General features: G+C 73.9%; 19 protein-coding genes and 1 tRNA gene. 2 read left to right on the top strand and 18 right to left on the bottom strand.

Annotated features, from left to right (window positions below; all coding sequences use genetic code 11):
* Positions 1 to 59 precede the first annotated feature (59 nt).
* The 10 genes from Prubr_RS04565 to Prubr_RS04610 form a co-directional block, all read right to left on the bottom strand.
* Positions 60 to 1,727, bottom strand: a complete 1,668-nt coding sequence (locus Prubr_RS04565; protein ID WP_212821950.1) for a choice-of-anchor D domain-containing protein — start codon at positions 1,725 to 1,727, stop codon at positions 60 to 62.
* Between the two features lie 196 nt (positions 1,728 to 1,923).
* Positions 1,924 to 3,072, bottom strand: coding sequence for a hypothetical protein (locus Prubr_RS04570; RefSeq protein WP_212821951.1), 1,149 nt, complete (start codon positions 3,070 to 3,072; stop codon positions 1,924 to 1,926).
* 166 nt (positions 3,073 to 3,238) lie between these two features.
* Entirely contained in the window at positions 3,239 to 3,445 is a 207-nt protein-coding gene (locus tag Prubr_RS04575; protein WP_212821953.1) for a hypothetical protein, read from the bottom strand.
* Positions 3,446 to 3,573: 128 nt separating this feature from the next.
* Entirely contained in the window at positions 3,574 to 4,938 is a 1,365-nt protein-coding gene (locus Prubr_RS04580) for a dipeptidase (RefSeq protein ID WP_212821955.1), read from the bottom strand.
* A 50-nt stretch (positions 4,939 to 4,988) separates the two neighbouring features.
* Complete coding sequence (locus Prubr_RS04585; RefSeq protein ID WP_212821957.1) at positions 4,989 to 6,134, bottom strand: M48 family metallopeptidase; 1,146 nt, start codon at positions 6,132 to 6,134, stop codon at positions 4,989 to 4,991.
* 141 nt (positions 6,135 to 6,275) lie between these two features.
* The gene (locus tag Prubr_RS04590; RefSeq protein ID WP_246568303.1) at positions 6,276 to 6,926 is read right to left on the bottom strand and encodes a uridine kinase family protein; all 651 of its coding nucleotides are present in this window, start codon (positions 6,924 to 6,926) and stop codon (positions 6,276 to 6,278) included.
* Positions 6,923 to 8,476, bottom strand: a complete 1,554-nt coding sequence (locus tag Prubr_RS04595; protein WP_212821962.1) for a cobyric acid synthase — start codon at positions 8,474 to 8,476, stop codon at positions 6,923 to 6,925. The genes Prubr_RS04590 and Prubr_RS04595 overlap by 4 nt, the downstream gene beginning before the upstream one ends.
* Entirely contained in the window at positions 8,473 to 9,693 is a 1,221-nt protein-coding gene (locus Prubr_RS04600; protein ID WP_212821964.1) for a cobalamin biosynthesis protein, read from the bottom strand. Before Prubr_RS04600 ends, Prubr_RS04595 begins: the two co-directional genes overlap by 4 nt.
* The gene (solA, locus tag Prubr_RS04605; RefSeq protein ID WP_212821965.1) at positions 9,690 to 10,844 is read right to left on the bottom strand and encodes an N-methyl-L-tryptophan oxidase; all 1,155 of its coding nucleotides are present in this window, start codon (positions 10,842 to 10,844) and stop codon (positions 9,690 to 9,692) included. The genes Prubr_RS04600 and solA overlap by 4 nt, the downstream gene beginning before the upstream one ends.
* Positions 10,845 to 10,990: 146 nt before the next feature.
* Positions 10,991 to 11,836, bottom strand: coding sequence for a single-stranded DNA-binding protein (locus tag Prubr_RS04610; RefSeq protein WP_212821966.1), 846 nt, complete (start codon positions 11,834 to 11,836; stop codon positions 10,991 to 10,993).
* A gap of 184 nt (positions 11,837 to 12,020) precedes the next feature.
* Between Prubr_RS04610 and Prubr_RS04615 the strand changes: the two genes are divergently transcribed.
* Complete coding sequence (locus Prubr_RS04615; protein ID WP_212821968.1) at positions 12,021 to 13,046, top strand: alpha/beta hydrolase; 1,026 nt, start codon at positions 12,021 to 12,023, stop codon at positions 13,044 to 13,046.
* Between the two features lie 6 nt (positions 13,047 to 13,052).
* Here the strand turns inward: Prubr_RS04615 and Prubr_RS04620 are convergent, their stop codons facing one another.
* From Prubr_RS04620 to Prubr_RS04650, 7 genes are all read right to left on the bottom strand, one after another.
* A complete protein-coding gene (locus Prubr_RS04620; RefSeq protein WP_246568304.1) occupies positions 13,053 to 13,847 on the bottom strand; it encodes a thioesterase family protein in 795 nt (264 codons plus the stop codon).
* A gap of 89 nt (positions 13,848 to 13,936) precedes the next feature.
* Entirely contained in the window at positions 13,937 to 15,046 is a 1,110-nt protein-coding gene (locus tag Prubr_RS04625) for a uroporphyrinogen-III synthase (protein ID WP_212821969.1), read from the bottom strand.
* 183 nt (positions 15,047 to 15,229) lie between these two features.
* Complete coding sequence (gene nirD, locus Prubr_RS04630; RefSeq protein ID WP_212821970.1) at positions 15,230 to 15,565, bottom strand: nitrite reductase small subunit NirD; 336 nt, start codon at positions 15,563 to 15,565, stop codon at positions 15,230 to 15,232.
* Positions 15,562 to 18,135 (bottom strand): nitrite reductase large subunit NirB, encoded by a 2,574-nt coding sequence (gene nirB / locus Prubr_RS04635; RefSeq protein ID WP_212821972.1) that lies wholly within the window; start codon positions 18,133 to 18,135, stop codon positions 15,562 to 15,564. Before nirB ends, nirD begins: the two co-directional genes overlap by 4 nt.
* A 68-nt stretch (positions 18,136 to 18,203) precedes the next feature.
* Entirely contained in the window at positions 18,204 to 19,679 is a 1,476-nt protein-coding gene (locus tag Prubr_RS04640; protein WP_212821974.1) for an FAD-dependent oxidoreductase, read from the bottom strand.
* A complete protein-coding gene (locus Prubr_RS04645; RefSeq protein ID WP_425518033.1) occupies positions 19,676 to 21,748 on the bottom strand; it encodes a molybdopterin oxidoreductase family protein in 2,073 nt (690 codons plus the stop codon). The genes Prubr_RS04640 and Prubr_RS04645 overlap by 4 nt, the downstream gene beginning before the upstream one ends.
* Before the next feature lie 26 nt (positions 21,749 to 21,774).
* Positions 21,775 to 23,139 (bottom strand): MFS transporter, encoded by a 1,365-nt coding sequence (locus Prubr_RS04650; RefSeq protein WP_212821976.1) that lies wholly within the window; start codon positions 23,137 to 23,139, stop codon positions 21,775 to 21,777.
* 262 nt (positions 23,140 to 23,401) lie between these two features.
* On the opposite strand from Prubr_RS04650, the gene Prubr_RS04655 reads away from it, so the two are divergent.
* Positions 23,402 to 23,477 (top strand) — tRNA-Arg (locus Prubr_RS04655).
* Positions 23,478 to 23,572: 95 nt separating this feature from the next.
* On the opposite strand, the gene Prubr_RS04660 is transcribed toward Prubr_RS04655, so the two are convergent.
* Positions 23,573 to 24,187, bottom strand: a complete 615-nt coding sequence (locus Prubr_RS04660; protein WP_212821977.1) for a maleylpyruvate isomerase N-terminal domain-containing protein — start codon at positions 24,185 to 24,187, stop codon at positions 23,573 to 23,575.
* Positions 24,188 to 24,191: the final 4 nt, after the last annotated feature.

A 24,191-nucleotide genomic window follows, 5' to 3' on the forward strand; every position in this document is an offset into this window, starting at 1 on the left:
CGCCGCCCGGACCGCCCCGCCGCCCGGACCGCCCCGCCGCCCGGCCACCCGGACCGGGGTCAGCGGCGCCGGGTGAAGACCCCCGGTTGGGTCGTCGGCGACTGCACCAGGAACGACCCGCTGGTCACCTCGCCCAACCCGGCCACCGACGCGGTCGCCGTCCGCGGGCCGGCCATGCCGTCCTCGAAGATGACCATCGGCGCGGCGAACCCACCGGCCGCGTCCGCGACGACGGTCACCGGGTCGGTGCCACCGGCCCAGGTGAGTGCGACGGTGGCCCCGGCCGGGAACCCCGTACCGAGCGCGTCGACCACCTGCCCGGGGCGCCCGACCCCCGGGTTGAACTGGAGAACCGGACTGCGGCCGGCGACGCTGAGGGTCAGCGCCTGCGCCGCGAGTCCGCCGGTGTCGGTGGAACTGGCCAGGCTGAGCACGGAGGTGACGGCGCCGATGGCCCGTGGGGTCGCCCCGACCTCCAGCACGCACGACTGCGCGACCGCGAGCGTCGGGGCGCAGGTGGAGGTGTTGATCGCGAAGACCGCCGGCGCCGGTTGGTCGGCGAGCGCGGCGACGAGGCTGAGCGGGTAGTCGCCGACGTTGGTCAGGGTCACGGTCCGGGCCGGTGCGGCGGTGCCCAGCGGCACCTCACCGAGGTCGAGCCGGGTCGAGTCGGAGTACAGGACCGGTACGTCCGGCGCGGCGCCGGTCACCTCCACCACCAGCCGTTCGGGTCCACCCTGGACGATGCCGTCCACGGTTATCTCCAGCCGGCAGGCGTACCCGCCGTTGCGCGCCGCCGGATCGACCGTCACCGACACGGTGAGGTCGACGGTGCCGCCGCTGTCGACGGTCCGCTCGGCGGGGGTGACGGTGGCCGACAGTTGAGGGTCGCAGTCGACGATCCGTGCGCCGACGGTGGCCTGGATGGCCCGGATGCCGGCCAGGATGGCGTTGGAGACGTCGGTCGGCTCGGCGGCCCGCAGCAGGACGCCGCCGGTCCGGCCGGTGATCTCGGTGAACTGCCCGGCGTCGTCCAGGGTGGACCAGCCGGGGATCCCGACGTCCACGGCCACCACCCGGATCCCCCGGGAGGTCAGCGCCTCGACCGTCCCGGCGAGGTCGTGGCCGAGGCTCGGGTCGTGCGACGGGGCGTCACCGAAGATCACCACGATCGGGCTGCTCTCCGCCCGCAGGGTGACCGCGCCGGTGGCGATCATGTGCAGCGCGTGCAGTCCGGCCTCGGGTGTGTCGCCGCCGCCGGAAGCCTCCCAGGTGTCGACGGCGTCCTGCACGGCGTACGGCTCGGCGGTCAGGTCCCGGTTGACCCGGAACGCGTACGCGTCGCCGACGTCGCGGTACTCGGCCACCGCGAAGCGGGCGTCGGGCTGCACCGACCTGATGTCGTCGACGATCCGGAGCGCGTTGATCCGTACGTCGTTCAACGCCGCCTGCATGCTGCCGGTGGTGTCGGCGAGCAGCACCACGTCGGGTCGGGGCGGGATGGTGGCGGTGGTGACACTGCGGACGACCACCGCCGATCCGCCCGGGGTCAACCCGATCGCCGGCCCGGCCGGCTCGCCGGCCGGCGGGGCGGGACCGTCCGCCACGCTGATCCGCAGGCCCGGACCACCGGCCGGCGCGGGCGCCGCGAGGAACTCGGCGTACGCGGCCGGCGGCACGCTGGCCACCAGGAGTGCCGCCGCGGCCAGCGCCGACGCGGCGCGCACGGATCGGGAAGCTGATGCAGCCATGTTGGGCAGTAAAGCCGGCCGCGGCGGCCCGGACCGCGACCGGACGGGCAGACCTCGGGGCAGTCCGTACTGCCCCTGGGGGCAGTGGGCGGGATGCCGTCCCTTCGCCGGCGGGCGGCGACGCCCGCCGCGGTCGGTCTCCGGCTCAGGACCCGCCCCGGCCTGTTCCAGGTCAGGTCAGCACCTTGACCGACAGCCCGCCGGAGCACCGCTTGACCACCGCGACCACGCTGCCCTGGTGGCTCGCCTTCACCGGGGTGACCGTGAAGTACGCCTTGCGCCCCTGGCCGTGCCGCACGACGTAGCTCTCCGCCGGGCCGTCCGCCCACAGGTCACCGAAGGTCTTCAGCACGTTGTAGATCGGCGTGTTCATGTCGCTCTCGTCGGTGTAGAACAACACCAGATCCTTGAACTGCACATAGTGGGTGTACGCGCCGTCACTGTCGAGCGTGGCGATGATCCCGGTGTTGTGCGCGTTCAGCGCGGAGTCGATGGTCACCGTGACGTTGAGGAAGTTCGGGAAGAGCATGACGCTGATCTGCTCGTTCTTGTACATCCGGGACCGGCTCTGCTGAGCCGCGTCGACCAGGTCCGCGAACTCGTCGAGGTCGACCCCCCACTGGGCGAGGTGGACCCGCGCCTGCGCCCAGGAGCACCGCCCGGGCAGGTTCGAGTTGGATTCCGGGTTCAGGGTGAAGGCGACGCCGAGCTGGAATTCCGCGTTCTGCCACTCCGGCGCCTCCTCCCCGACCACCGGGGGCTCGGCGAACCTGACCCGCTTCTCCGCCACCACCTCGTCGTCGCTCTCCTCCTCCTTTCCGGCGACGCCGACGTACCGGCGCGTCTCGTGAGCCAGCTCCTGACATGAGGCGACGAAGGAGGGGACGACCTCGGGGGCCTGGAGCACCTCGACCGAGGCCTGCTGGAGCATCTCCCGCCACAACGCGAACACGTGCTCGTCGTCACGCAGGCGCCCGGCCAGCGCGGTGAAGTCCTCGTCGTCGCGCACCACGGCCGGCACCCCGGGATACTGCCGGGCGGTCTCCTCGAGCGCCGCGACCATCGCCCAGTCGTCCCACGGGCGCGCCAGCCGACGCTCCAGGATGTCGATCGTCGAGGCCACGTCGTCGCCGTACGTCTGCGTCACCAGCAGGTATTCCAGGGCCCGGAGCAGATCGTGCCGGTCCGGGTGAAACTCCTCCAGCCACCGGCCGAACATCCGGGTGCCGTAGTCGCCGTCGAGGACGGTGGCGAACTCCGCCGCCTCGAAGTACTCCGGGCTCTCCGTCGCGTCGTTCCAGTATTTCTCGCGCCAGGTCATGACCGCTCTTCTCGCTCGGCGACAGTCAACGCGGTCACCCTGCCGCAGTGCGGCCGCCGCCGGCATGCACTGCCGGCTGCCTTCGGGGCAGTAACGACTGCCCCGAAGGACACCGGCTGGCGGGTTGGCGGCCGGTCCGGCACCGCCCGAAGGGGCGGTGCCGGACTCAGGCGGCGAGCGGTTCCTCGACCCGCAGTCCGCGGGCGCGGACCTCGTCGGCGACCCGGGACAGCACCGCGTCGAGGGCGCAGAGTACGGCGGAAAGTTCGCCGAGCTGGTCCTGAAGGGTTTCGTCGGACCACGCGGAGACGTGCACGTCCCCCAGAGCACTGACGGCGGCGTCCAGCCGCGCAATGGCCTCGTTAGAACTCATGTTCGAAACCCTAGCGGGCCGCCCGCCGGCCCGCAGCAGTTTCGCCCCATCGATCAAGGACTTTTCTCACCCGACCGGGGCAGCCGTGCGCCGGCCCGGTCGCCCGGGCCGGCGCACGGTGGCGGGGCTCAGGACCGGACGCCGACCTGGGCGACGTTGGCCAGCAGCAGCGCCTCGGCCAGGCAGACCCGGGCGAACTCGCCGAGATGCAGGCTCTCGTTCGGCCCGTGTGCGCGGGCGTGCGGGTCCTCGACCCCGGTCACCAGGATCGCCGCGTGGGGGAACATCTCCTGGAAGGTCGCGATGAACGGGATCGACCCGCCCACCCCCATGTCGACCGGGTCGGTGCCGTCCCAGGCCATCCGGAACGCCGTCCGGGCCGCGTCGAACATCGGCCCGGACGCGTCGATCACGCACGGCGCCCCGTCGTGCTCCAGGGTCACGGTGACCTGGGCACCCCACGGGGCGTGCCGTTCGAGGTGCGCGCGCAGTGCCGCGTACGCGTCCTTCGGGTCGTCGCCGGGCGCGAGCCGGATGCTGAGCTTCGCCTTGGCGGCCGGCACCAGGGCGTTCGGTGCGGCGTTGGTGGGCGGGGCGTCGATGCCGAGCACGGCCAGGGCGGGCTTGTGCCAGATCCGGTCGGTGAGTCGCCCGGTGCCGATGAACGACACCCCGTCGAGCAGGCCGGCCTCGGCCCGCAGCCGCTCCTCGGGATAGTCGACGGTCGCCGCCGACCGGGCCACGAGTCCCTCGACGGCCACGTCACCGGCGTCGTCGTGCAGCGTCGCCAGGAGCCGGGAGAGCACGGTCAGCGAGTCGGGCACGGCGCCGCCGAACATGCCGCTGTGGATGGCGTGCTGTCCGGTGCGGACCTCGACGAAGCAGTTGACGATGCCGCGCAGCGAGGTGGTCAGCGCGGGTACGCCGACGTCCCAGTTGCCGGAGTCGGCGATGACGATGACGTCGGCGGCGAGTTCGTCGCGGTGGTCGGCGAGGAGCTGTTCGAGGCTGTCGGAGCCGTACTCCTCCTCGCCCTCGATGAACAGCACCACGCCGACCGGCAGGTCGTCGCCGAACGCCCGCAGCGCGGCGACGTGGGCCAGGATGCCGGCCTTGTCGTCGGCGGCGCCGCGGCCGTAGAGTCGACCGTCCCGCTCGGTCGGCTCGAACGGCTCGCTCTCCCACAGCGACGCATCACCGACCGGCTGCACGTCGTGGTGGGCGTACAGCAGGACGGTCGGCGCACCGGGCGGGGCGGCCCGGCGGCCGAGGACCGCCGGCTGCCCGCCGGCACGGACGATCTTGACGTCGAGCCGCAGCTCACGCAGCAACTCGGCGACCGCCTCCGCGGACCGCTCGACGTGGGAGTGGTCGAACCCGTCGAAGGCGATGCCCGGTATCCGGACCAGGCGCTCCAGATCGGCGCGGACGCCGGGCAGCTCACGTGCGATCGCGGTACGCAGTTCGGACTCGGTGAAGATGGTTGCGGTCATGACCGAGATCGTAGGCCGACCTTACCGATCGTGCTGTCACGCTCGTCCGGTCATCCAGGCCCGTCACTGGCGTCGGACCAGGCGTCGCGGCCCTCCTCGGGGCCGCCCGACGGGGTACGGGGCTTGCGGGCGGCGCGGGACGCCGCCTCGCCGGCCGCGCCGAGCCAGGACCGGGCCCGGGCGGCACCGCCGCCGGCCCACTCGCCGATGTCGCTCGCCCCGTCGCCGAGCCGGCGAAGCAGCCCGACCAGCGGATCCTGGGAACGTCCGAACGCCTCGCGGTAGGACTCCGCCGCCGCCTTGATCTCCTCGGACACCGACGCGGACGAGTCGGTGTCGCGGCGCGGATAGTCGCCGGCGAGGACCCGCCCGTACGCCCCGGAGTCGATCCACTGCCGCAGGTCGGCGGCCCGCGCGACCGGCACGGGGTGGCTGCTCCAGGCGGTCATCCGCAGCTTGTGCAGGCTGTCGCGGACGTCGCCGCCGCTCTCGTATTCGGCGGCCTGCTCCAGGAACGCCGCGGTGTCGATCTGGGTGAGGTCGCCGCCGCCGGCGAGCTTCATCAGCAGCCGCAGCGACGCGGCCGGATCCTGCCCGGCGAGCAGGCCGGCCCGGTCGGCGGAGAGTTCCGCCTTGCGCCACCACTCCATCATCGCCGCGATGATCGCGCGCAGGGCGATCGCGCCGACCGGCAGCCAGCTCAGGTTGGCCGCCCAGCGGGTGAGGATCATCAGGATGGTCTTGTAGACAGCGTGGCCGCTGCGGACGTGGCCGAGTTCGTGCCCGAGCAGGGCCCGCAGTTCCTCGTCGTCGAGCTGCTGCACGCAGGCGGTGTTCAGCACGATGAACGGCTTTTCCAGGCCGATCGCCTGGGCGTTGAGCATCGGCGACTGGGTGACGAAGAGTTCCGGGAGTTCGAGGACGTCGAGCGTGCTGGCCGCCTCGGTGTAGAGGCGGTAGACCCGCGGGTACTGCCGGTGGTCGACCCGGATCGCCGACGCGAGGTAGGACAGGCGGAAGCCGCGTTCGTTCCACATCCCGAAGAACGCCTTGACCACGTCGTCGAAGCCGCGCAGTTCACGCAGGGCGGTCAGGGCACCGCGGTCGGCCGGGTGTTCCCAGGCGCGTGAGCTGATCCCGGTCAGCGCCACCCGGCGCCGGGCGGGGCTCGCCGCCGTGTCGTCGCTCGCTGTCATCGTGCACTCGCAGTCATCGTGGCTCCCCGACTCGGCATTGGGTGGGCTTCCTGCGATGGTGCCCCAGCAATGCCGGCGCGTCTACGCCGATGGCGGTTTCCCGCCCGGCACTTCCGAGCGACCCGACCGCCCGCGACCCGGTCACGGCACCCGCTCCGGGCCGGTCAGCCGGACGTAGTGCCGGGCGTCGTGCGGCACCTCGGACGCGCCGTCGACGACCAGGTCGGCGTGCCCGCCGGTGCGGTCCGCCCGGAAGTGGGCGTCCTCGGTCCGCCGCCACCGCTCCAGGTACGGCCGCAGCGCCGCGCCGTCGCGGGCCAGGGCCCGGTCGAGGCGCAGGTCGGCCGGGGCGACGACGAACACGGCGAGGCTCAGCTCCGGCCGGACGGCCGCCCGGGCGGCGCTGAACCCCTCCAGGATCACGACCGGTGTGGGCTCGACGACGATCCGGTGCGGCCCGAACTCCCCGCGTAGCCAGTCGTAGCGGGGATGGGCTCCGGGCCGGCCGGCCCGGAGCGGCCCGAGCACCGACTCCTCCAGCCGGGGCCAGAAGGTGAGCTGGTCGTCCCAGCCGTCGAGCAGGTCGTCGGTGTGCACGACGGTCGCCACCGGTGCGCCGGCGTCACCGGGGACCCCGGCCCGGTCGAGGGCGGCTCCGAGCCGGGTGGCGAACTCCGTCTTGCCGGCGCCGCTGGCACCGTCGACCGCCACCAGCCGACTGCGTCCGACCAGCGGCGGCCCGGCGAGCACCCGGGCGGCCAGGTCGGCGTACGCCGCCAGCGTCCCGGTCACGCCCGGTCCGGCAGGGGCGGGGCGCCGGGCGGGACGAACGGCAGGCCGGCGGGCGGGCCGTCCTCGATGAGCCGCCACAGGGCGTCGGTGTCCAGGTGCTCCTCGACCAGGTCGCCGAGCCGGTCGAGCGACCGTTCGCGGGCCCCCTCGAAGGAGGTGTCGGGTGCGACCACGAACCCGTGCCGACCGGCGAGGCGGGCGACCTCGGTCAGGAACCGGCGCCGGAACTCGTCGGACTCGAACGTCCCGTGCCAGTGCGTCCCGAAGACGTTGCCGACGGCGGCGCCCTCGTCCCGGCCGTCGAGGTGGGTGAGCAGCGGGGGCAGGCCGGGATCGGCGTGGGTGACGTGCCCGTGGTGGATCTCGTAGCCGTGGACCGGGACGGCGCCGAACGCGGTGCCCGCCGACCGGGTCACGGTCTTGCGCGCGGCGAAGGAGACGTCGACGGGGAGCAGGCCGAGGCAGGCCACGGTGCCGCGCCGGCTCTCCACCTCGTCGTGGATCGAGCGGGCCAGCATCTGGAAGCCGCCACAGATGCCGAGCAGGGGACGTCCGGCCGCGGCGTGCCGGCACACCACGTCGGAGAGGCCGGTGTCCCGCAGCCAGGCCAGGTCGTCGACCGTCGACTTGCTGCCGGGCAGGACGACCAGGTCGGCGGCGGCGACCTCGGCGGGTTCGACGGTCAGCCGCACCCGTACGCCCGGCTCGGTGGCGAGCGCCTCGACGTCGGTGGCGTTGGAGATGCGGGGCAGCCGTACGACGGCGACGTCGAGCCACTGCGTGCCGCGCGGCGGGCCGGGGCGGCCGAGGGTACGCCCGTAGGCGAGCGAGTCCTCGGCGTCCAGCCACAGGTCGACGTCGAAGGGCAGCACCCCGTACGTCGGGCGGCCGGTCACCGCCGTCAGCATCCCGATCCCGGGGCGCAGCAGGTCGAGGTCGCCACGGAACTTGTTGACCACGAACCCGGCGACGAGGTCCTGGTCGGCGGCGTCGAGCAGGGCGACCGTGCCGAACAGCGCCGCGAAGACGCCACCCCGGTCGATGTCGCCGACCACGATGGTCGGCAGCCGGGCGTGCCGGGCGAGGCCCATGTTGACGAAGTCGGTGTCCCGCAGGTTGATCTCGGCCGGGCTGCCGGCTCCCTCGCAGACGACCACGTCGTATTCCGCCCGCAGCTCGGCGAGGGTCGTGTGCACGGTTTCGGCGAGGCGCGGCTTGAGGCTCCGGAAGTTGCCGGCGTGGACGTGGTCGACGGCCTCGCCGAGCAGCACGACCTGGCTCGACAGGTCGCTGCCGGGCTTGAGCAGCACGGGATTGAACCGCACCTGCGGCGCGATGCCCGCGGCCGCGGCCTGCATCGCCTGCGCCCGGCCGATCTCGCCGGCACGCCCGTCGGCACCGACCACGACGGCGGAGTTGTTGGACATGTTCTGCGCCTTGAACGGGGCGACCTTCACCCCACGCCGGTGCAGCCAGCGGCAGATGCCGGCGGTCAGCACGCTCTTGCCCGCGTCGGACGTGGTGCCCGCGACGAGCAGCCCGCCGCTCACCCGCCGCCGCCCGTCGCTGCCCGGTGCCCGCGACCCATCCCTGTCCCGCCGGAGGCCGCTGCCCCGCCGAGGGCTCTCCGGTCCGCGGTGCCGGGCCGGAACCGGACCCACCGGCCGGCGCCACCGACGGCGGCCGCCCGGACGGCCGCGACGACCGCGGCCCCGGCGAGCGCCGCCAGGCCGATCGTGCGTGACAGGTTCGCCGCCCGGCGGATGTGTCGTGCCTCGGGGCGAGGCCCGTCGCCGAGGAACGGCCGGACCTCAGACCGTCCGAAGTAGACGTTACGGCCACCGAGCCGCACCCCGAGCGCGCCGGCGAACGCCGCCTCGCACTGCCCGGCGTTGGGGCTCGGATGGTCGTCGCGGTCCCGCCGCCAGACCCGCCACGCGTCGGCCCGGTCGCCGTGCACGACCGGCGCGGCGGCCACCCCCAGCAGCCCGGTCAGCCGGGACGGCAGCAGGTTGGCGACGTCGTCGAGCCGGGCGGCCGGCGTGCCGAACCGTTCGTAGCGGGGCGACCGGTGCCCGACCATCGCGTCGAGCGTGTTGACCGCCCGATAGCCGAGCAGCCCCGGCAGACCCGCCACCGCACCCCAGAACAGCGGCGCCACCACGGCGTCGGAGGTGTTCTCGGCGACCGACTCGACCGTCGCCCGGGCGAGTTCGGCCTCGTCGAGCCGGGCCGGGTCACGCCCGCAGAGGTGGCTGAGACGTTGCCGGGCGGCGGGCAGGTCACCACCGCGCAGCGCGCGGTTCATCGCCCCGGCCTCGGCACGCAGGGTCCGGCCGCCGAGCACCGCCCAGGTGCCGGCCGCGACGACCGCGACGCGGGCCACCGGATGCCGGCGGGTCAGTGCCGCCGCGGCGACCCCGGCGAGCACCGGCGCACCGACCGCCACCGCGGTGAAGACCGCGCCGGCCGCCCGCTCGCCGCGCCGACCGTCCGGGCCGGGCCGTACCGGCGCGCCGGACGATCCGGCCGCGGCCGGGCCGGGAGCCGACCGATCGGGGCCCGGGCCCGCCCGGTCGGCGGTCGGGCGGGCCGGTGCGGACCGCGCGCGGGCGGCCCGGTCGGCCGGGTGGAGGCGGCGTTCGAGGGCGGCGGCGGCCTGCCCGAAGCCGGCGACCGGGTGCAGCCGGCGCGGGTCGCCCAGCCAAGCGTCGAGCGCGTAGCCGGCCAGGAGTCCGACAGCGTCGGCGGCCCACCGGCCCCTCATGCCGGCACCTCGAACCGGTTCGGTGCGAACAGGTCGATGTCGTGCCGGGTGGCGCCGTGCTGGGCCAGGTCCGCGACGATCTCACCGATGACCGGCACGAACTTGAAGCCGTGGCCGGAGAACCCGGCCGCGACCGTCACCGCCTCGTGCCGAGGGTGCCGCCCGACCACGAAGTGCTCGTCGGGGGTGAGGGTGTAGAGGCAGGGTGTGCCGTCCGGCTGGCCGGCCGAGGCCACGGCGGGCAGAAGCGGGGCGAGCAGTTCGGCCGCCCGGCCCGCCTCCGCCGGCTCCGCCGGACCGAGGTCGGAGCGGGGCACCCCGGCCGGGTCGACGTGCACGCCGGTCTTGACGACCAGACCGCGATGACCGGAGCCGGCCGCCGGCTCGGCCCCCGGAAACCCGTACGCGACCGCGCCCGCCGCCGACTCCCAGAGCCAGATCGGGCAGCGGCCGAGGGCGAACCCGGTATCGGTGACCGGCCAGAAGTGCTGGACCCGCCGCTCGACCCGCAGCGGGATGTTCAGGTCGGCGATCAGTTCGCCGGCACCCGCGCCGGGGCAGAGCACCAGCCGCGCGGCGGTCAGCTCGCCCTCGTCGGCGCGTACGGTGACCCCGCCCGGACCGGCCGACCAGCCGGTGACCCGTACGCCGTAGCGCAGGTCGGCACCGGCCCGCCCGGCGAGGTCGAGCAGGGTGCCGACGGTCGCCTCCGGCCGGACGAACCCGGCGACCTCCTCGTAGACGCCGACCTCGTCGTCGTCCGGGGCGAACACCGGGAACCGGCGGCGGATCTCCGCGGCGTCGAGCAGTTCGTGGGCGAGCCCGTGGATGCGGGCCGAGGCCAACGCTCCGGCGACCGTCGACGAGTTCGGCCGGCCCAGCATCAGCCCGCCGGTCGGGGTCAACAGGTCGGCGCCGGACGCCTGCTCGATCTCCGCCCACAGCTCGTAGGCCCGACGCAGCAGCGGCACGTAGGCGGCACCCTCGGCGTAGGCCAGCCGGATGATCCGGGAGCCGCCGGCGTGCGCGCCGTTGGTGTGCGGCGGCGTGTAACGGTCGACACCGACCACCCGGATCCCACGGCTGGCGAGCTGGTGCGCGGTGGCCGCGCCCATGCTGCCCAGCCCGACGACGATGACGTCCGTTCCCATGCCGATCACCTCCTCGGAAAGCCTATGCCCCGACCGCCCGGCGGCAGATCTTGACCGCGACCGGGCGTGCGCCGTGCCGCTCCGACCGGGCCACGGACGCCGGGCGGGCTGCCGCCGGAATGCCGGCAGCCCGCCCGGCCTCGGGATCAGGCCGGCACGGGAACGCGGGCCCGGCCCCGGCGGCCCCGCACCGCCAAACCGGACGGCCCCGGCGCACCGTTCGCCGGCCCGGACGGCTCCGGTGGGCCGGCATCCGCCTCCTCGCCGGTCACCCCGTCCCGCTCACCGGCCGACGGGTCTTCGGGTGCACCGCCGGGACCGGTCGGCAGGGCGGGTCCGGCACCGGACAGCCCCTCGGGCCCGTCGCCGGCACCGGGTCGGCCCGGGTCGGCGGGCGCCGGCGCGTCGGCGGACGGCCCGGCCGGCGGAAACCCGGTGCCGCGTACCTCGGCGAGCGGGTCGTAGTGCGGCACCGGTGCCGCCGGCACGTCGGCGAAGTCCGGATCGTCGTCGTCGAACAGGTCGTCCCGGCCGGCCGGCGTCTCGGCGACCGGCACCGGCTCGGTCTCCTGCCCCTGCACCCGGCTCTCGGCCTCCGGATCGGCCACCGCGCTGGTGGACAGCGCCGGACGGTTGCGGACGAACTTGGCCCGCCCACGGGACAGGTCGTGCCCGACCGCGACCGCCTCCAGCTCGTACATGACGCGGTGGTTGCCGTCGGTGTCGGTCCAGTCCCGGGTGTACATCCGGCCGACCACCACGACCGGGTCGCCGACCATCAGCGACGAGGCGACCCCCTCGGCGAGCTTGCGCCAGCAGTTGACGCGGACCCGCAGGCTGTTGCCGTCGACCCAGCGGTTGTTCTCCCGGTCGAGCCGGCGGGCGGTCGACGCGACCTTGAAGTTGGCGACCAGCGTCCCGGTCTGCGTCGTACGCCGCCATTCCGGGGCGGTCAGCACATTTCCGATGATGGTTACGTTCGTGTCGTACAAGACCCCTCCACGAATCAGTAGCGGAGCCCCAGACTGGCCCGGCGCCGACCCGCCGCGACAGCACCGGCCAGGGATCTGTGGACGGCCGACCCGCCTGTGGAAAACACCCTGATCACCGCTTCGTCTGCTACGCGGCCGGGCGCGTACCGCACCCCGGCCCGGCGTACGCGGTAACGTTCGCCGCATGAGCGGGAGCTGGGACGAGGACATCCTCGGTCCGTCCTTCGAGCAACGGACCATCGATCTCGGCCACGACGACGAGGGACCGGTCGTCGCCACCCTGGTCCGCCGGCAGGCGGCCGAGCGCACCGGCCGCGCCGTCCTCTACGTGCACGGGTTCGTCGACTACTTCTTCCAGACCCACCTCGCCGACTTCTTCGTCCGGCGTGGCTGGGACTTCTACGCCCTCGACCTGCGCAAGTACGGCCGCAGCCTGCTCCCGCACCAGACCCCGAACTTCTGCCGGTCGATCGCCGACTACTTCCCCGAACTCGACGCCGCCGCCCGGATCGTCCGCGACGAGGACGGCAACCGCACCCTGCTGGTCAACGGCCACTCCACCGGCGGCCTGATCGCCGCCCTGTGGACCCACGCCCGCAGCTCGACGGACCTGGTCGACGGCCTCTTCCTGAACAGCCCCTTCTTCGACCTCAACGCCTCCTGGGTGGTCCGTCGGCCGCTGGCGGCAGCCGTCGCCCAACTGGCCCGTCGGGCCCCGTACCGGATCGTCCCGAGCGGGCTGTCCCCCGTGTACGGGCAGACCCTGCACGCCGAACACCGTGGCGAGTGGACGTACGACCTGCAGTGGAAGCCGCTCGGCGGGTTCCCGGTCCGGGCCGCGTGGCTGGCCGCGATCCGGTCGGCGCAGCAACGGGTCCGGCACGGCCTGGCGATCGACGTACCCGTCCTGCTGGCCTGCTCCACCCGCAGCTTCCGCGGCACGGTCTACCACGAGTCGGCGGCGCTGGCCGACGCCGTCCTCGACGTCGAGCACATGGTGCGTTGGGCGCCCCGCCTCGGCCGCCACGTCACCCTCGTCCGCTTCGACGGCGGCATGCACGACCTCACGCTGAGCGGCCCCGCCGTACGCGAGAAGGTGTTCACGGAGGTCGGCCGGTGGGTCACCGCGTTCGTCGAGCCGGCGGCGACGGAGCTGTCCGGGCCGCCGAGGGACGGGGCGACCGGGAAGCCGGGCCCGGCCGGGGAGTGACGCCGGTCAGCGCCGCGCCGGACGGACGGTGAGGATCTGCTCGGCGTGGCCGACCGGGCCGTCCAGGTCGTGCAGGACGGTGCTGGTCAGGCCCTGCCCGTGGGCGCCGAAGACGACGGTGGTGTCCAGCCCGACCCACTCCCCTTCCGGCTGCCGGAACAGGTGGATCGACAGGTCCAGGTTCGGGAACAGCCACTGCGTCGGCGGCTGGCGGGCCGCGATCCCGTTGGCCGTGTCGACCAGCCCGACGAACCGGGCCAGTTCGCTGCTCGTTTCACCGGCGACGAGCCGGGCCGGCGTCGACACCCACGCAATGGTGCGGCCGGGCGTGGGTGCCCCGACCGGGCGTACGTCCAGCGAGCCGATGTAGCCGCCCGCCCACGTCCGCGACATCGCCCACGACGGCAGCGAGTCGGGCGGGGTGAGCCGGTCGCCCTGGCCACCGGCCACCGCCGAGGTGTCCTGCGCGGCGAGCCGCCAGACCCGGGCGCGTACGGCCGGTCGGTCCTTGGCGACCACGGTGGCCTCGACGAGTTCGATCGTCCGCCCCGGACGTACGGTCTCCACGTAAAGGTCGAAATCCTCCAGCCCGACGACCCCGAGGATGTCGACGCTGATCCGCCCGATGACCATGCCGTCCGGTGCCCGACCGGCCACGTACCGGTCGATCGCGTGCACGATCAGACCGTTCATCGGGCTGATGTGCTGCTCCGTCGACGCCCACGCGCCACCGGTCAGCTCGGTCGGCCGGTAGCGATTCTCGTCGATCCGGATGAAGTAGCTGTCGGGCGGGGTGGGCAAGGCTCGAACTCCTCCGGTACGCCAGCGGTCGTCTGGACTCTATTCCAGCGTGCGACCGGCATCGAGCAGGTCAGCCCCGTTCCGCCCGCTCACGACGGGACCGCCAGCCGGTATCCACGCTTGACGACGGTCTGCACGACCTCCCGGCCGACGATGTCGCGCAGCCGGCCGACCGCCATCTCGACCGTGTGCGGATCGCTGGAGCCGCCGGGCAGGTCGGCGAGCAGCTCCTCGCGGGATTTCACCGCGCCGGGCCGCTCGGCCAGCGACCGCAGCAGGCAGAGACCGCCCGGCGAGACGGGAAGCACCCGGTGGTCCAGGGTCGCCGCGGTCGCCCTGATCCGAAGCCGGCCGGCCGCGGTGGCGATGCTGTCGGAGCCGTCGCCGAGCCGCATGATGATCGACCGGACGAGCGCGCCGAGCCGGGCCCGCTCCGGTACGACCGGGTCCAGTCCCGCCGTACGCAGCGGTTCGGCGGTCACGTTGCCGACCGAGGCGAAGACCGTACGCCCGGCCGCGCCGACCGCGACGACCTGCGCCGAAACCTCCTGCTCGCGTACCGCCCGCAGCCAGGCCGCCGCGCCCGGGGCCGAGGTGAACGCCACCGCGTCGTAGCCGCCGGCGGCCGTCTCGCGCACCGAATGCTGCACCGCGGTCGGGTCCGGCGGCGCACCCCACCGGTAGACGACCAGCCCGGTCGTGGCCGCCCCGGCCGCCGTCAGCCGCTCCTCCAGCCCGTCGTCGCCGGCCCCGTGATGCTGTACGACGACCCGCTGGCCCCCGATGCCCTCGGCGGACAGGAAGTCGCCGATCTCGGCCGACGTCTCCGACTCGGCGACCCAGTCCGGTGTCAACCCCGCCGCCTGGAGGGCGCCCCGGGCCTTCGGCCCTCTCGCGATGAGCCGGCTGCGGGACAGCGCCTCGACCAGTTCCTCACCGAGTTCGGAGGTCTCGGCCACGTCCAGCCAGCTCCGGAACCCGATGCCGGTGGTGACGACCACGACGTCCGCCGGGGCGGCGATGAACTCGCGGGTCCGGTCGAGGACCGTCGCCTCGTCGATGTGCGACTCCACCCCGATCGACGCGGCGATCGTCACCGAGGCGCCCCGCCGCTGCAACGCCGAGGCCAGTTCGTCGGCGCGGCGCTGCGCCGTGACGAGGACGCGGGTCCCGGCCAGCACCGGCCCGAGCCCGGTCACGGTGCCCCCTCGGTCACGGTGCCCCCTCGCTCCGCTCGGTGTCACCATGCCGACAACCGAGCCAACCGGTTCCCTCGCTCCGCTCGCTCACGGCCCCCTCGCTCCGCTCGGTGTCACCGTGCCGACAACCGAGCCAACCGGTTCCCTCGCTCCGCTCGCTCACGGCCCCCTCGCTCCGCTCGGTCACAGTGCCAACTCCACCCAGTCGTCGGTGACCCGGGCCGGCCAGACCCGGAGCCGGACGGCCGGATCGTCCAGGCACTCGCCGGTGGTCAGGTCGAAGACCTGCTTGTGCATCGGCGAAGCGACGGTCGGCCGCTCGCCCCGGGTGCCCACCAGGCCACGGGCCATCACGTTCGCGCCGCTGAACGGGTCGCGGTGCGCGACCGCGTGCACCCGGCCGGTGCCGGCGAGCAGGAAGACCGCCACCTGTTCGCCGTCGACCAGCGCCGCCGTTCCCCGGTCCGGGACGAGATCACCGACCGCGCACACCCGCCGCCAACCGCTCCGCTCACTCACCGGACGACCGCCGTCCGGACCGGCAGCGAGCCGCCGGCGATCAGGACCGCGCGTTCGGTCCGGGTCGCGGGCCGCTTCTGACCCCGTTCGCGTACGTACGCCAGATCCGGGTCGGGCTCGTCGGCGGCGTTGACGAACGCGCTGAAGCGACGCAGCTTCTCCGGGTCCCGCAGGGTCGCCGCCCACTCGTCCTCGTAGCCGCCGACGTGGGCGCTCATCGCCGCGTCGAGATCGGCGGCGATGCCGAGGCTGTCGTCGAAGACGACGGCGCGTACGGCGTCGACCCCGCCCTCGACCGACTCCAGCCAGGGTGCGGTCCGTTGCAGCCGGTCGGCGGTACGGATGTAGTAGATCAGGAAGCGGTCGATGGCCTGGACCAGGTCTTCGGTCGACAGGTCCTCGGCGAACAGGACGGCGTGCCGGGGTGTGAAGCCGCCGTTGCCGCCGACGTAGAGGTTCCAGCCCCGGTCGGTGGCGATGACGCCGACGTCCTTGCCGCGCGCCTCCGCGCACTCGCGGGCGCAGCCGGAGACGCCGAGCTTGAGCTTGTGCGGGGAGCGCAGCCCCCGGTAGCGCAGTTCGAGCGCGATCGCGAGGCCGACGGAGTCCTGTACGCCGTACCGGCACCAGCTCTGGCCGACGCAGGACTTGACCGTGCGCAGCGATTTGCCGTACGCGTGGCCGGACTCGAAACCGGCGTCGACGAGCCGGGACCAGATCGCCGGCAGTTGCTCGATCCGCGCCCCGAACAGGTCGATCCGCTGCCCGCCGGTGATCTTGGTGTAGAGGTCGAAGTCGCGGGCCACCTCACCGATCGCGATCAGGCCCTCCGGGGTGATCTCCCCGCCCGGGATCCGGGGCACGACCGAATAGGTGCCGTCCTTCTGGATGTTCGCCATCACGTGGTCGTTGGTGTCCTGCAGCGCGGCGTTCTCGCCGTCGAGCACGTGCCCGTGCCCGAGCGAGGCCAGGATCGAGGCCGCGACCGGCCGGCAGATGTCGCAGCCGCGGCCCCGGCCGTGCCGGTCGAGCAGTTCACTGAAGGTGGTGATGCCGCTGACCCGCACGATGTCGAACAGCTGCGCCCGGCTGTGGGCGAAGTGTTCGCACAGGTCGTTGTCCACCTCGACGCCGGCCCGGGCCAGTTCGGCGTTCAGCAGCCGCTTGACCAGCGGCACGCAGGACCCGCAGCTGGTGCCGGCCTTCGTGCAAGCCTTCACCCCGGCGAGGTCGGTGCACCCCTGCCCGGTCACCGCGCAGCGGATCGTGCCGGCGGTGACGTTGTTGCAGGAGCAGACGGTGGCCGGGTCCGGCAGCTCCGCCGACGAGGGCGGCTCGACCCCGTCCGGCAGCAGCCAGCCGGTCGGGTCGCCGCCCAGCGAGCCGCCGACCATCGGCCGCAGGCCCGTGTACGCCGACGCGTCGCCGACCAGCATCCCGCCGAGCAGGGTCGACGCGTCGTCGCTGAGGACGAGCTTCTTGTAGACGCCGGCGACCGGGTCGGCGTACACGACCTCCAGGCTGCCGGCGGTGGCGGCGAACGCGTCGCCGAAGCTGGCGACGTCGACGCCGAGGAGTTTCAGCTTCGTGGAGAGGTCGGCGCCGGTGAAGGTGGCGGCGCCGCCCATCAGCCGGTCGGCGACGACCTCGGCCATCGCGTACCCGGGTCCGACCAGGCCCCAGACCCGGCCGGCGACGTGGGCGACCTCGCCGACGGCGAAGACGTCGGGGTCGCTGGTGCGGCAGTCGGATCCGGCGACGACTCCGCCCCGCTCGTGGACGGCGAGTCCGGCGGCGCGGGCCAGCTCGTCGCGGGGCCGTACGCCGGTGGCGAAGACGACCACGTCGACCCCGACGGTGTCGCCGTCGGCGAAGACCATCCGGGCGACGGTGCCGTCCCGGCCGGCCTTCACGCCCGACGTCGCGGTCAAGGTGCGGACCGTCACGTCGAGCCCTTCGACGATGCGCCGTAGTGCGGCACCGCCGCCCTGGTCGAGCTGCACCGGCATGAGCCGGTCGGCGAACTCGACGACGGTCGTCGCGGCGCCGAGCGCGGTGAGCGCCCCGGCGGCCTCCAACCCCAGCAGGCCGCCGCCGACCACCGCGCCGCGCACCGGCCGGCCGAGCTGCTCCTGCCGGCGCAGCACCCAGGTGCGCAGGCCCGCGACGTCGTCGACGGTCCGGTAGACGAAACAGCCGGGCAGGTCGCTGCCCTCGACCGGGGGAACCGTGGCGTACGAGCCGGTGGCGAGCACGAGGGCGTCGTAGCCGTGCGCGGTGCCGCGGGCGGTGACCGTACGCCGGGCGGGGTCGATCGCGGTCACCGGTGTGTCGCGGTGCAGCCGGACGCCGGGCCGGGTCCACAGACCGGGGTCGCCGAGCAGCAGGTTGTCCGGGTCCAGATCGGCGAAGTACGAGGTCAGGGCCACCCGGTCGTACGGGCGGCGGCTCTCCTCGCCGAAGACCGCGATGTCCCACTCCGCGTCGGCGCCGCGTTCGACCAGTGCCTCGACCAGGCGCTGTGCGACCATGCCCGCTCCGGCCACGACGAGCCGCTTCCTTGCCGTCATGGGTCAGACCGTAGGGACCAGGGGTTTCATGTCTTCGCTCCCGCTGTTACCGGCCAACGACGGTTGCCTCACGCGGCGAGCCGGCTGGCTGTGAGGGGCGGATCGGACCGCTCCAGCCACCGCGCGATCCCGCACACCAGCTCGCGGCAGCCGCCACAGCCGCTGGTGGCCCGGGTATCCGCCACCAGCGCGTCGACCGACGTGCACCCGTCCGACCAGGCGTGGACGAGGTCGCCCTTGGTGACGCCGTTGCAGCGGCAGACGGTGGTGGCGGAGGGCATCGTCGTCGGCGACGGGTTGGCCTCGCGCGGGGCGTCGGCGAGCAGGAGCGCCAGCGGGTCGGGCGGCACGATGCCGGGGCGGTCGTACTGGCTGGCCAGCCGCGCCGCCATTTCCGGTGCGCCGACGCAGGTCAGCCCGACCAGGGTGCCGGCGCGGACGACCACCTCGACGTGGCGGCGGGCGCGGCGGTCGTCGACCACCAGCACCCGGTCGGCGTCGCGGGCCGTCGAGGCGCGTACGCCCATCGTCACCACGCTCATCCCGACCGCCTTGAGCCGCATTGCCGCGCCCTCGATCGGGATGGGCCCGACCGGCTCGCCGCGCAGCAGCCGCCGGGCGAGCGCGCGGGCCTGGGCCCAGCCCGGCGCGATCAGCCCGCTGACCCCGTCCGGGGTCTGCGCGCAGTCGCCGATCGCGGACACGTGCGGGTCGCCGGTACGCAACTGCGCGTCGACGACGATCCCCCGGTCGGTCGGCAGCCCGGCGCGGGCGGCGAGGTCGGTGTCGGGGACGGCGCCGCAGGCCAGGACGAGCAGGTCGCAGTCGACCCGCCGGCCGTCGGCCAGCCGTACGGCGGTGACGTGGCCGCCGTCGGCCTCGACCGCGACGAGTTCGGCGTCGCTGACGAAGCCGATGCCGAGGTCGCCGGCGGTGCGGGCGACGATCTCGCCGACCGGCTCGTCGAGGTCGCGGTTCAGCATCGCGGACTCCGGGGCCAGCAGGCTGACGGCGGTGCCGCGGTGCCGCAGCGCGCAGGCGACCTCGACGCCGAGTGGTCCGGCCCCGACGACGATCGCGTGCCGGGCGTTGAGCGCGGCGGCCGAGATGTCCCGGACGTCGTCGACCCGCCGCACGGCGTACGCCCCGCCGGGCAGGCCGTCACGCAGTCCCGGCACGTCCGGTATCCGGGGGCGGGCGCCGGTGCACAGGACCAGGTGGTCGTACCCGATCCGGTCGGTGTCGGTGACGACCTCGCGGCGGGCCGGGTCGATGGCGCGGACGGGTGCGTCGAGGTGTACCCGGACCCGGTCCGGGTCGAGCCGGGGCAGCTCGATCCCGGCCAGGTCGATCCGGCCGGCGAGGAGTTCCGACAGCATGACCCGGTTGTACGGCTCGTGCGCCTCGTCGCCGAGCAGGATCACCCGCAGGTCTTCACCGGCCCGGTTATCAGCGGCCCGGGAGGCACCGGCACCGGCGGCACGGACGAGTTCGTCGGCGAGCCGGTGGCCGACCATGCCGGCACCGACGATCACGATCCTCACCGCGGCACCTCCCCCGTCGCGCCGTCGGCGACCTCGACCCGGACGGCGCAGACCTTGAACTCCGGCATCCCCGAGACCGGGTCGGTCGCGTCGTTGGTCAGGGCGTTGACCATGCCGGCGTCGGCGAAGTGGAACGGGACGAAGACGGTGTCGGGCCGGATGTCGGGGCTGATCCGGGCCGGCGCCACCATCGAGCCCCGGGCCGAGGTGAGCCGCAGGTCCACCGCCGCGTCGATCCCGAGCCGGTCGGCGAGGTTGGGATGGATCTCGACGTACGCGTGGGGTTGGGAGTCGTTGAGCCGGGCGACCCGACGGGTCTGCGCGCCGGACTGGTAGTGCGCGAGCAGCCGGCCGGTGACGAGATAGACGGGGGCGTCGGCCCGTACGTCGTCGGCGGGGCCGACGGCGCGTACCGGCACCATCCGGGCCCGGCCGGTCGGGGTCGGAAAGGACTCCTGGAACAGGCGCGGAGTGCCCGGGTGGGTCTCGTCGGGGCAGGGCCAGAAGAGCGCCTCCCCCGCGTCGAGCCGGGCGTAGCTGATGCCCGCGTAGTCGGCCCGCCCGCCGGCGCTGGCCCGGCGCAGCTCGTCGAAGACCTCGCGGGGTTCGGTCGACCACGTTCCGGGCGCGGCCAGCCGGCCGGCCAGCCCGGCGAAGATCTCCAGTTCGGAGCGTACGCCGGGTGGCGGGTCGACGGCCCTGCGCCGGCGCAGCACCCGCCCTTCGAGGTTGGTCATGGTGCCCTCCTCCTCCGCCCACTGGGTGACCGGCAGGACGTAGTGGGCGAGCCGGGCCGTCTCCGACGGCACCAGGTCGCAGACCACGACCAGGTCGAGTGCCTCGATCCGGCGGCGGACCGCCGCGGCGTCCGGCGCACTGACGACGACGTTGCTGCCGTGCACGAAGAGCGCCCGGGGCCCACCGGGAGCGCCGAGCATCGACAGCAGTTCCACGGCCGGCACGCCCCTGCCCGGAATCAGGTCGGCGTCGACACCCCACACCGCGGCCACGTGGGCGCGGGCCGCCGGGTCGTCGATCATCCGGTAGCCGGGCAGCTGGTCGGACTTCTGGCCGTGCTCACGGCCCCCCTGCCCGTTGCCCTGGCCGGTGATCGCGCCGTACCCGCCCCGTCCGGCCCCGACGGCGCCCAGCGCCAGCGCGATGTTGATGGCGGCGGTGACCGTGTCGGTGCCGTCGACGTGCTGCTCGACACCGCGCCCGGTGAGCACGAAGACGCCGCGACCGCCCCGGTGCGCGGCGGCGGCGGCGAGCAGCGCCGCGACCTGGCGCAGTCGCGGCTCGGCGACGCCGGTGACGTCCGCGACCCGCTCCGGCCACCACTCGGCGACGCCGCGCCGCACCTCGTCCAGGCCGTCGACCCGGTCCCGCAGGTACGCCAGGTCGGCGAGCCCGCTACCCAGCAGGATGTGCAGCAGCCCGAGCAGCAGGACCAGGTCAGTGCCGGGCCGGGGTTGCAGGTGCTCGCCGGCCCCGTCGTCGGTCAGCCGGGCGGTGGCCGAGCGGCGCGGGTCGACGACGACGAGGCCGCCCCGTTCGCGGACCGGGCCGAGGTGCTGGACGGCGGGCGGCATCGTGTCGGCCAGGTTGCTGCCGAGCAGCAGGACGGCGTCGGCGTCGCGCAGGTCGGTCAGCGGGAACGGCAGTCCACGGTCGACACCGAGCGCCCGGTTCCCGGCCGCCGCCGCCGACGACATGCAGAACCGTCCGTTGTAGTCGATGAGCCGGGTCCGCAACGCCAGCCGGGCGAACTTGCCGAGCTGGTACGCCTTCTCGTTGGTCAGCCCGCCACCGCCGAAGACGGCGACCGCGTCCGGGCCGTGCGCCGCGCGCAGCGCGCCGACCCGGGCGGCGATGTCGTCGAGCGCCTCGTTCCAGCCGACCGGCTCGAACCCCGACCCGGTGCGCCGCAGCGGTGTCGTGAGCCGGTCCGGCACCCGCAGCAGTTCGGTGCTCGTCCAGCCCTTCTGGCACATCCCGCCGTTGTTGGTCGGAAACGCCCGGGGTTCGGCGGCCAGCGGCTCCCCGTGCAGCCGCTGGGCGCACTGCAGCGCGCAGTACGGACAATGCGTCTCGGTCACACGCCCGCCTTCGCCATCTCGGTGCTCCGACGCAGGTAGAACCACCAGGTGACAACGATCATCACCACGTAGATGCCGACGTAGACGAACAGGGCCGGCTCGATCGAACCGAACGCCGACGTCGACCACCCGTACGTCCGCGGCACCAGGAACCCGCCGTACGCGCCGACCGCCGAGATGATCCCGATCGCGGCCGCGGCCTGCCGCTTCATCGTCGCGGTCGCGGCGGCGTCGGCCGGGTCGACGCCGTGCCGGAAGATCGCCGGGATCATCCGGTACGTCGACCCGTTGCCGACCCCGGTCGCCAGGAACAGCACCATGAAGCAGGCCAGGAACAGCGCGAAGCTGCCCACCCGCAGCGCGCCCACCACACCGAGCACGCCGAGCCCCATCGCCAGGAAGCTGGCCGCAGTCACCACCCCGCCGCCGACCCGGTCGGCGAGCCGGCCACCGATCGGCCGCACCAGCGAACCGACCAGGGCGCCCAGGAACGCGTACGTCGTCACGTTCACCTCCGGGAACTGCCCCTTGATCAGCAGCGGGAACGCGGCCGCGTAGCCGATGAACGAGCCGAACGTGCCGATGTAGAGGAACGACATCACCCAAGTGTGCAGCCGTTTCGCCGCAACGACACTGGAGCCGAAGTCGGTCCGGGCCACCGCCAGGTTGTCCATGTAGCGCCAGGCCAGGAAGGCGGACAGCAGCGCGAGCGGCACCCACATCCAGCCGGCCCGGGCCAGGTGGATGCCGGCCCCGGCGGTGACGACCGCCGACACCACGAACGGTGCCTGCACCACCGCCACCCCGATGTTGCCGCCGGCCGCGTTCAGGCCGAGCGCCCAGCCCTTGTCCTTCTCCGGATAGAAGTACGAGATGTTCGTCATCGACGAGGCGAAGTTGCCGCCACCGACGCCGGCCAGCGCCGCGACGAACAGCATCGTCCCGAACGACGTACCCGGGTCGGAGACCGCGAACGCCAGCGCGACACACGGCACCACCAGGACCAGCGCGGACACGATCGTCCAGTTCCGGCCGCCGAACTTCGGTACCGCGAACGTGTACGGCAGCCGCAGCGTCGCCCCGACCAGGTTCGGGATCGCGACCAGCCAGAACAGTTGGCTCTCGGTGAACGCGAACCCGACGCTGTTCAGGTTGACCGCGACGATGCTCCAGATCACCCAGACGGAGAAGCCCAGATGCTCGGCGAAGATCGACAGGATGAGGTTGCGGCGGGCGACCCGCTTGCCGGTCGACGCCCAGAATGCTGGATCTTCCGGCTCCCAGTGGTCGATCCACCGGCCGGTACGGCGGGACGGGGTGCGGTCGGTCGCGTCGGGGCGGACGGCTGTCGGATTGGCCATGACTGCTCCGTGGTCGACGACCCGGCCAGCGCCGGATCTAGTGACCGCGAAGCTTAGAACAGGCTGTTTCGGGCTCGGCGCCTTCGCGGTGCGGAGTCCGTAACGCTTTCTTCACGCGGGCGGCGGGGTGGGTGTGAGATCGGCCGAGGCCGGATTGTGCTCGTCTGCCGACGGCCCGGAACCTAAGATGTCCTGGCCAGCACCTCGCCGTACCGGTAGCCGGTCCCCCACCGGCGGGCGGTAGCCTGCTGGCGCGGCACAGGCGCCCGTAGCTCAGCGGATAGAGCAGGAGACTTCTAATCTCAAGGCCGCAGGTTCGAATCCTGCCGGGCGCGCCAACGTTCCCCAGGGTGGTCGGGCCTCGATCATCTGCGGTCCAGGCACCCGACACGCCGTACCCGGAGTGTCCGAGCCGCAGACGTTCACGACGACGTCAGAGCACCGTGAAGTCCGCCGGGAGGCTGGCGCGGCCGGTGGCGGCGAGCAGCAGCGGACCGGCCAGCCCGTCGGTGGCGGCGAGGTCGGCGACGACCCGCAGCGCCTGGGCGGCGGCCGTCGCGGGAACCTCCACCGGCACGCCGAGCGCGGTGGCGAGGTCCGCCGTGTGGACGGTCAGCTCGAACGTACGGGTCGGCAGGTAGTCGGCGAGCCGCATGCCGCCGACGATCGTGGTCAGCAACTCGGTGCCGTCGCACGTCTCGACGAGCGGCAGCACCCGGGCGGCGATCCCCGCCACCGCGGTCGCCGGGTCGGCACCGAGCGCGGCCCCGGCGGCACGCCCCCGGGCCACGGCGTCCGGGCCGACGGCGGCGGTCCGGATGGCGCGGTAGTAGTCGGCGGCGGAGCCGACCTCGGCGGTCGTGGCCGGTCGGGCGAGGTACGCCTCGACCGTCAGCAGGGAGCGGCTGGTGTGGCCGACGAGTGCGCGTACGTCCCACTCCCCCAGCCCGGGCCGGTCCCACCGGTCGCCGACGAGGGCGGCGGTACGGACGAAGCACTCCGCCGCGTCGGCGAACGCCCGACGCGAGTCGTCCCACGGGTACGTCATGGCC

Source organism: Polymorphospora rubra (genome assembly GCF_018324255.1).
In the GTDB taxonomy this organism is placed as follows: Bacteria; Actinomycetota; Actinomycetes; order Mycobacteriales; family Micromonosporaceae; genus Polymorphospora; species Polymorphospora rubra.